Raw genomic sequence first — 7347 nt, forward strand, 5'->3', positions numbered from 1 at the left:
CACACCGATATTCTGTCCGGTAGAACCAGCGACGCATTCCGAGGGGGGAATGCACAGCAAACCAGGAAGGGGCCTGCACGGTGGATGGCGACCATCGTGGAGTCCACGCCAAACGGGGAATCCGCTGTCATGGCCGATGGTGAAGTGCAGGAGATTCACGGTACCGCGTTACGCCAGCATGACCTGGCGTCCCTGGGCGGTGTGCTCCGGGTCTGCGAACTGGAACTGGTGCTGCTGGACGACAACGGGCCGCGCGCATCGATCCAGGCGCAGGTGCATGATGAATCGCTGTTCTGCACGGTCACCTGCGGTTTCCAGTTCCGCGGACGCTTCGTGTTGCCGCCGGAATGGTGCCTGCTCGGTTTCATCCACGAGACCGACCCATCGCGAAGCTGGTGCCACGGCGTGAGCCTGGGCGCGGGTACGGCATTGACGGTGTTTCCCGAAGGCGCAAGTGAATTCGCGCTCAGTGCCGGCAGCCGTTTCAGCTTCCTGCTTACGCCCATGCACCGGGTGCAGCGCAAACTCACCGAACTCAGCCTGCGTTCGAACCTGCCTTTCGGGCAGGCACTCTCGCTGTTCGATGCGGGCGCCAGCGGTTGCGGGCTTGCCGGGCGCTACGCGCAGCTTCCCGCATGGCTCGGCGGCGCGGATCCGGCCCTGCCTGCTGACGCTGCTGCGCTGCTGCTGCACGAACACGTGCAGGCGTTGCTCGCGGCACAGGGGCAGAGCCGGGCGGCCAACTCCCGTGCGCGCCGCGCGCACTATCTGATCTCACAGCGCGCCGAATCCTTCATGCGGCAGAATCTGCGGCGCAACATCTACATGCACGAAATCTGCGCCGCAGCGGGCGTGAGCGAGCGTGCCCTGCGCTATGCCTTCGAGGACCTGTTCGGAACCTCGCCCAACCGGTACCTGTCGATGCTGCGGCTGTGCGCCGCATGCCGCGGCCTGTCGATGGCCGACGCCACCCGCAAGTCGGTCAAGGCGGTGGCGCTCAGCTGTGGCCTGTGGGATCTGTCGCGGTTCGCCGACAACTATCGGCGCGTGTTCGGTGAGCTGCCCCGGGACACCCTGATGCGTGCGCCTGCCTCGGCGGGCATCCCGGCCTGAAGGCACGTTTCCGGCAACGTGCCGGAATTGCGCATCCACATGCCGCATTCCTCCCTCGTCTTGCCGGAACGCACGTTCGTGCTGCCGGATCGAAGCGTCTGCGCGTCCATCCCAGCGTTCTAATGACCACGAAGCGCCAACGCGTGGACAGGGCCCTGGAGGTCCGGGAGCACGCGACCGGCAGGCTTTGTCCTGGCTCGCTGTCAACCGCGGGATGTCTCCCCCGTCATCGCTCAGGGGGCAGCGAGCCAGGCCATTTCTCGCCTGCGATCCGTCTCAGCCGGCAGCCCGCTCGCTGGTGATCACCGCACCTTCGCGCATCACCAGGGTCACCGGCGTCCGTTCCACGACGTCCAGCAACCGTTGCCACTGCGCGTCATCAAGCGCACCGCTGGCATGCAGCACCCGGTGGACCAGCAGGCGGTTGTCGGCGTCGCGGGAGGAGGACAGTTCGGCGCGGAACTCGCCGAGGTCCCAGCCCTTCTTCTCCGCATACATGCGCAGGGTGATGGCCGTGCAGGCCGACAGCGCCGCCAGGTACAGCTCGAACGGCGCCATGCCCGCGCCCTGTCCGCCCAGCGTGGCAGGCTCATCGGCCACCACGTGGTGTGCACCGGCCTGGATCTGGTGCCGGTAGTTGGGGCCGTCGGAAACAATCTTGACCTGTGCCATGGCGCACGCTCTGCAACGGGAATGTGGGGCGCCGAGCATGCCATGCCGGCTGGCTGCGCGCAGCCTGCCAGCGGCGGGACGGTTTGTTGCCTTCGCGGGTGGCTACTCCACGCTGGGTATCTTCACCTTCAATGCGGTCGCCTCGGCGTCGCAGTCCTGGGCCACCACGCCGCTGCCGCGCAGGCTGTCGATCTCGGCACGGGCCGCCCTCATGTCCGCGTTGAAGGTTTCATTGGCATGCAGCACCGCGACGGCGCCAGCGCCGACCGCACGCCCCTGCAGTACATCGCTTTGCCAGTGCGCGTTGCAGATCAGCCGGTTTTCGCCGAACGCGCGACCGCGGGCGAGCACGGCATCGGCCTGGGCCGGGCTCAGCTCGCTCAGCAGCAGTGCCCAGGCCCAGCCGATCGAGGTATGCCCGGAGGGATAGGAGCCGTCGGTGCGCAGCGAGGCTTCATCGGCCGGGAAGCAGGTCTTCTCTTTGTAGAACACGAACGGCCGTGTGCGCTTGTAATGGTCCTTGGCCGCGTACGTGGCCAGGCCCGCATCGACGAGGGTGCGTTGCAGCAGCAGGTAGAGGCGCGGCGTATCCTGCTGGCTGATCGGCACCCCCAGCGCGCAGGAAAACGTGCTGGCCACCTGCGGGAAGCGCAGGTCGGCATCGCGGCTGGCCAGTGCGTAGCGCGGACTGGATTTCAACTTCTGCGATGCCCGGCTGGTCGCCTGGTCACGGGCAAACCCGGGCGAACCCTTGGCGGGAGGCGGCGGCAGCAGGACCAGGCTGTCGGGCAGCGCACGTCCCAGGTAGCCGGCGGGCACGCCCGGGCGCAGCTCCGGAACGGGCGCAGGCGGTGGCGGCAGCGCGGAGGGGAGCAGCGCCGGTGATGGGCTGGTCAATGGGCCGGTGGCGCAGCCGACCAACAGCGCGACGGCAAGCCAGGACGCCTTGCGATGAGCGGGCATGGACACCTCCATCCGTAGGGTTCTACTGGCCGGCCGCACCACGCGGCGCGGCATCGCGCAGGGGAAAGCGCACTTCGATCCGCGCACCGCCGAGCGGGCTGGTGCCCACGTGCAGGGTGCCGGCCAGCAGGCGTGCGCGTTCTTCCATGCTGATCAGGCCCAGTCCGGGCGTGCGCCGCAGGTGGCTGGACAGGATGCCCACGCCATCGTCATCCACCCGCAGCACCACGTTCTGCCCACGCACGCACACCAGTACGTCGGCCACGCTGGCGCGCGCGTGCTTGTCCACGTTGTTGACCGCTTCCTGGACGATCCGGAACAGGCTCAGCTCCTGATCGTCGTTCAGGCGTGGCGCGTCCTCGATGCTGCAGCGCAGCCGCAGCCGTCCCCGTGCGTTGCGCTTGATGCAGAACGCATCCAACGCACTGGCCAGCCCGGTGAAGCGCAGGATGCTGGGGTGCAGTTCGTGCGAAATGGCGCGGATGTCGTTGGACACCGACAACAGCTGGTCCTGCAGTTCCACCACGCTGGGGCGCTCGGCAGGCGGGATGTGGTTGCGCAGGGTGCTGAGCCGGATCGAGATCGCGGCCAGCGACTGGTTGACGTCGTCATGCAGGTCGCGCGCGATCCGGGTGCGTTCCTCTTCCTGCACCACCAGCATCCGCCCGGTGACTTCGCCCAGGCGCGCGTACGCACGCTGCAGTTTTATCCGGTTGGACAGCTTCTGCTCGGAGAGTGCGCCCAGGAACAGCAGTGCGAACCCCGTGCACAGGGTCCAGGCCTGGCCGGTGAGCAGGTTGCGCTCGGGCGTCCAGAAGCCGAACGGTCCCATCGCTTCCACGCCCAGCTGCATCCCCAGCACCGCCACGACCACCATGGTCAAGGATGCCCCCGCGATGCCAAACACGATCAGTGCCCAGACCAGCAACGGAATCGGCGCCAGGGTGAGCAGCGGGGTGACCACCCCGTCCTGCCAATCCACCGTCCACAGCACCACCAGCAGGCCCAGCAGCAACAGGGCCAGGCCCAGCGTCTGCCAATGCCAGCCGTGGCGGCGCTCGGGCGCTTCAAGGATGCGGGCCACGTTGACCAGGGCCGGCACGATCAGCAGGTAACTGACGCTGCTGGTGAGGGCCAACTCGCGCATCGTGGCGGGCGCCAGCGCAGGACCGCGTCCACCCAGCGCCAGCGCGTACCACCACGCCCCGCACAGGGGCAGCAGCACACAGGCCAGCAGGAGGAACAGGGTCAGGTCGCGGTAGTCCTCCAGCGCAGCGCGCTCGCCGCGCCAGCGCAACAGCAGCCACGCCACCATTGCCACCATGGCGAACTCGCCCAGGCTGGCCAGCAGGCGCGGCAGTGCCGACAGCGGCACCAGCAGCAACGACAGCACGGTGCCGGCGCAGGCGGCGAGGATGCACCCGCGCCATTGGCTGCGTGGTGTGAACAGCAACCAGCCCAGCAGTACCGGGCCGGGTATCCACAGCACATGCAGCTGCGGGTTGGGGGCAAGCGTGGGCAGCCACTGGCCGAGCATGCAGCCGAGCAGGAGCGGGAGCACGTTTGTTATGAGGATGCGCACATCCAGTGGAGACGATGTGAAGCGCTCACTCCGACGCAAGGACAAGCGGTTGCGGGTAGTGTCGGCCGGGGGCGTCCCGACCTGGTTCACCTGGCTGCTGGCCTGCACTCTGCACCTCGGGAGATGCGCGGGATCACCACACTGGCAATCCATGCGCCATAACGTGGTACGACTTTCGGGTGAGCAACGGACTGCGACCGGTCACGGCTGGGGGCTTTGGCGGCACGACTTGTCGCCATGTCGCAACGGCCCCACAATCGCGCCGATGAGAACAGGTTGACTCGACGCGCGCTATCCACATTCCGACGAATCCGGGAGCTGGCGATGGACGAACCGATGTCCCCCTACAGCCGTTTTGTCGTTGACGGCTTCGATGCGGACGCCCTGCTGGGGGTGGTGCGCGATACCCGCTTCGAACAGCGGCTGCTGGCTGCCGGCCACTTTCGCGCCTGCGTGCAACGCCTGGTCTTTCCGGAATTCAGCCTGGACAGCGGCGCCTACACGCTGCCGATCTTTGCCAGTGGAAGCTTCAGCCAGGGCATGATCGCGCTGGCCCTGGCCGTCACCTGCGCGCAACCGATGTGGGCCAACGGACGCTGGATCGCAGCGGGCCAGATCATGGTGTTTGCCGAGGACAGCGAGTTGAACGTGCGCCCCAGTCCCGGGGGCTGGCAATGGGCAGTGATGCTCATTCCGCGCACCGTGCTGCAGCGGGAAGCAGTGCAGCGGGTCGGGCGCGAATTGCGGCTGCCCAAGGTGGGCTGGTACAGCCGCGCGGCGGCCCCCAGGGACGCCCGCAACCTGCGCGAAGGGGTGTTCACGGTGCTTCAGGACGCCGCCGGTTGGCAGGGGATTGTCCGGCCCGAGCAGCTGGAGATGCAGGCATCCACCCTGCTCGGGGTGTTCATCGATGCCGTGGCGGCATCCGATGGTGGTCCCGAACGGCGGGGGTTGGGCAGCTGCAACGAACGCCGCCGCGACGCCATCGTGCGCCAGGCCGAGGCCTATCTGAAATTGCAGCTGGAGAATCCCTATGACAGCCGGGCGCTGTCCCGGCACCTGGGCGTGGGCGAACGCCAGCTGGAGCGTCTGTTTCGTGATGCTTACGGACATGGCCCGTGCCATTGGCACCAGCTGGCGCGGTTGAACCTGGCCCGCAGTGCCCTGCGGCATGCCCGGGGCTCGGTTGGGGTGACCGAGGTGGCGACGCGTTTCGGCTTTGCGCATCTGGGGCGGTTCTCGGTGATGTACCGCGACGTGTTCGGCGAAAGCCCCCGGGATACCCTGCGTGGCTGAACCGTTTTGAACGTCCGTCACAGTGTGAAACAACGTCACGGCGCCATCACGTCCGCACCATCAAGGTCGAATCGTTGTGCGGGGCCGGCGCTACCGCTGGCCCGCAGAGCACTTCAATCAGGGGACGATTGATGCCACGGGAGACGACAACATGCAGGTTTCGTATTCGCCGGCGGAGTGCCGGTATCGCAGGGTAGTGCTGGCCGATGACCACCGCGTGGTGGCTCAGGGCATCGAGCATCTGCTGGAAGGCCGGTTCGAGTCGATCGAACTGGTGTCTTCCGGACAGGAACTGGTTGACGCCGTAAGGCGGGATCCTCCCGACGTGGTGGTGGCCGACATCAGCATGCCTGGCCTCACCGGCATCCAGGCGCTGCGGCGGATGCGCGAGGAGGGCTACGAAATGCCGGTGGTGTTCCTCACCATGCATGACGAGTCGAGCATGGCGGCCGAAGCGATCCGTGCCGGCGCGCGCGGGTATGTGCTCAAGAGCGCGGCGGGCGAGGAACTGGTGCGGGCCCTGGCCGGCGTGATGGGCGGGCACACCTATGTCACCCCGACGCTGGCCGCAGATGCCATCACCAATGCGGGCCGGCAGCAGTACGTGCTGACCGACAAGCAGCTGCGCATCCTGGAGTACGTCGCGCGCGGGCTGCGTTCCAAGCAGATCGCCTACGAACTAGGGGTGTCGGTGCGCACGATTGAATCGCACAAGTACGCGATCATGCAGGAGCTCGGCGTGCACGGCACGCTGGAACTGGTGCGCAAGGCCGAACACGAAGGCCTGATCCGGCACTGAGCACCGTCTGCATACGGGACGCGGGCAAGTAGATTTACTTGCCCGCGTCCGGTTGTTTTTCCCTTGTCCGGTGGACAGGCACGGCACACCATCAGGGAACGCGTCGACCTGGCGGGAACCATGAATGCTGCCCGTGTGCTGCTTGCCGAAGACGGCTCCGCCATGGGCCGGCAACTGCGTGGCCTGCTTGCCGAACAGTTCGAGGTGATCGGCCTGGTGCAGGACGGCGCCTCGCTGGTCAAGGCGGCGCAGTCGATGCTGCCCGACGTGGTGGTGACCGACATCGCCATGCCCGAGCTCAACGGCCTGGAAGCGGCGCGGCGGCTGCGCGTGCAGCGGCCGGTACTGGGCGTGGTGTTCATCACCGTGCATGCCGAGCCGCAGATGGTGGACCAGGCCATGGCCCTGGGCCCGTGCAGCTATGTGCTCAAGTCCGATGCCGGCGACGACCTGGCGCTGGCCGTGCAGGCCGCGCTGCGTGGCGAACGCTTCGTTTCGCGCTCGCTGTAGGCGGTGGATGGGTTCATATCAGCATGCCCGCGAGTTTCGCGACCAGATCGTCCACCGACATGGCCACCAGCGCCAGCGGAAGCAGCGGGACGAGCGTGGGAAGTGCCATTCCCATCAGGGTCCAGCGCGTGACCGGTACCACCGACATGGCCGTCGTGCCCTGATACACCGCACTGAAGTCGGCGAAGGCCGACGCGTCGTTGTGGTCGAGCAGCGATTCGGTGCTGGCCGTGTCCTCGCTGGCAGCCTTCCAGCGATCATCGAATGACGCCGCCGCGCGGTTGCCCAACGCGCTGAACCGGTACAACGCGTGGCGGCGCGCGCGGATGAGCGTAGGCGAGAGCAGCAGCAGCGGAGCAACCAGCAGCAGGGTCTCGCCAATGACGTAGCCTGCCAGCAGGTGCCGGCATGC

Annotated in this window: 8 protein-coding genes; 4 read left to right on the forward strand and 4 right to left on the reverse strand. The window is 67.2% G+C overall.

Annotated elements, in window-relative coordinates; translation table 11 throughout:
• The first annotated feature begins 129 nt into the window (after positions 1-129).
• The gene (locus tag KVS69_RS13620; RefSeq protein WP_217538534.1) at positions 130-1113 is read left to right on the forward strand and encodes a helix-turn-helix domain-containing protein; all 984 of its coding nucleotides are present in this window, start codon (positions 130-132) and stop codon (positions 1111-1113) included.
• A 276-nt stretch (positions 1114-1389) separates the two neighbouring features.
• Here the strand turns inward: KVS69_RS13620 and KVS69_RS13625 are convergent, their stop codons facing one another.
• The 3 genes from KVS69_RS13625 to KVS69_RS13635 form a co-directional block, all read right to left on the reverse strand.
• A complete protein-coding gene (locus KVS69_RS13625; RefSeq protein ID WP_093535850.1) occupies positions 1390-1785 on the reverse strand; it encodes an OsmC family protein in 396 nt (131 codons plus the stop codon).
• Positions 1786-1887: 102 nt separating this feature from the next.
• Positions 1888-2748, reverse strand: coding sequence for a phosphatase PAP2 family protein (locus KVS69_RS13630; RefSeq protein ID WP_217538535.1), 861 nt, complete (start codon positions 2746-2748; stop codon positions 1888-1890).
• A 22-nt stretch (positions 2749-2770) separates the two neighbouring features.
• On the reverse strand, positions 2771-4309 hold the full coding sequence (locus KVS69_RS13635) for a histidine kinase (protein ID WP_217538536.1): 1539 nt from the start codon (positions 4307-4309) through the stop codon (positions 2771-2773).
• A 258-nt stretch (positions 4310-4567) separates the two neighbouring features.
• Here KVS69_RS13635 and KVS69_RS13640 point away from each other — a divergent pair, with 258 nt between their 5' ends.
• The 3 genes from KVS69_RS13640 to KVS69_RS13650 all read left to right on the forward strand — a co-directional run bounded on the left by KVS69_RS13640 (position 4568) and on the right by KVS69_RS13650 (position 6935).
• Positions 4568-5626, forward strand: a complete 1059-nt coding sequence (locus KVS69_RS13640; RefSeq protein ID WP_217538537.1) for a helix-turn-helix domain-containing protein — start codon at positions 4568-4570, stop codon at positions 5624-5626.
• A gap of 151 nt (positions 5627-5777) precedes the next feature.
• Entirely contained in the window at positions 5778-6425 is a 648-nt protein-coding gene (locus KVS69_RS13645; protein WP_217538538.1) for a response regulator transcription factor, read from the forward strand.
• Between the two features lie 120 nt (positions 6426-6545).
• On the forward strand, positions 6546-6935 hold the full coding sequence (locus KVS69_RS13650) for a response regulator transcription factor (RefSeq protein ID WP_217538539.1): 390 nt from the start codon (positions 6546-6548) through the stop codon (positions 6933-6935).
• A 13-nt stretch (positions 6936-6948) separates the two neighbouring features.
• Here KVS69_RS13650 and KVS69_RS13655 read toward each other — a convergent pair.
• On the reverse strand, positions 6949-7347 hold a 399-nt coding region (locus KVS69_RS13655; protein ID WP_217538540.1), incomplete at its 5' end, for a hypothetical protein.

This window comes from Stenotrophomonas sp. GbtcB23, from assembly GCF_019091045.1.
Taxonomy (GTDB): domain Bacteria; phylum Pseudomonadota; class Gammaproteobacteria; order Xanthomonadales; family Xanthomonadaceae; genus Stenotrophomonas; species Stenotrophomonas rhizophila_A.

What these genes read in the sequence shown, in the direction of transcription:
- KVS69_RS13620 (WP_217538534.1), top strand. Translation starts at nt 130, where the DNA reads ATGGCCGATGGTGAAGTGCAGGAGATTCACGGTACCGCGTTACGCCAG.
- KVS69_RS13625 (WP_093535850.1), bottom strand. Translation starts at nt 1,785, where the DNA reads ATGGCACAGGTCAAGATTGTTTCCGACGGCCCCAACTACCGGCACCAG.
- KVS69_RS13630 (WP_217538535.1), bottom strand. Translation starts at nt 2,748, where the DNA reads ATGCCCGCTCATCGCAAGGCGTCCTGGCTTGCCGTCGCGCTGTTGGTC.
- KVS69_RS13640 (WP_217538537.1), top strand. Translation starts at nt 4,568, where the DNA reads ATGTCGCAACGGCCCCACAATCGCGCCGATGAGAACAGGTTGACTCGA.
- KVS69_RS13645 (WP_217538538.1), top strand. Translation starts at nt 5,778, where the DNA reads ATGCAGGTTTCGTATTCGCCGGCGGAGTGCCGGTATCGCAGGGTAGTG.
- KVS69_RS13650 (WP_217538539.1), top strand. Translation starts at nt 6,546, where the DNA reads ATGAATGCTGCCCGTGTGCTGCTTGCCGAAGACGGCTCCGCCATGGGC.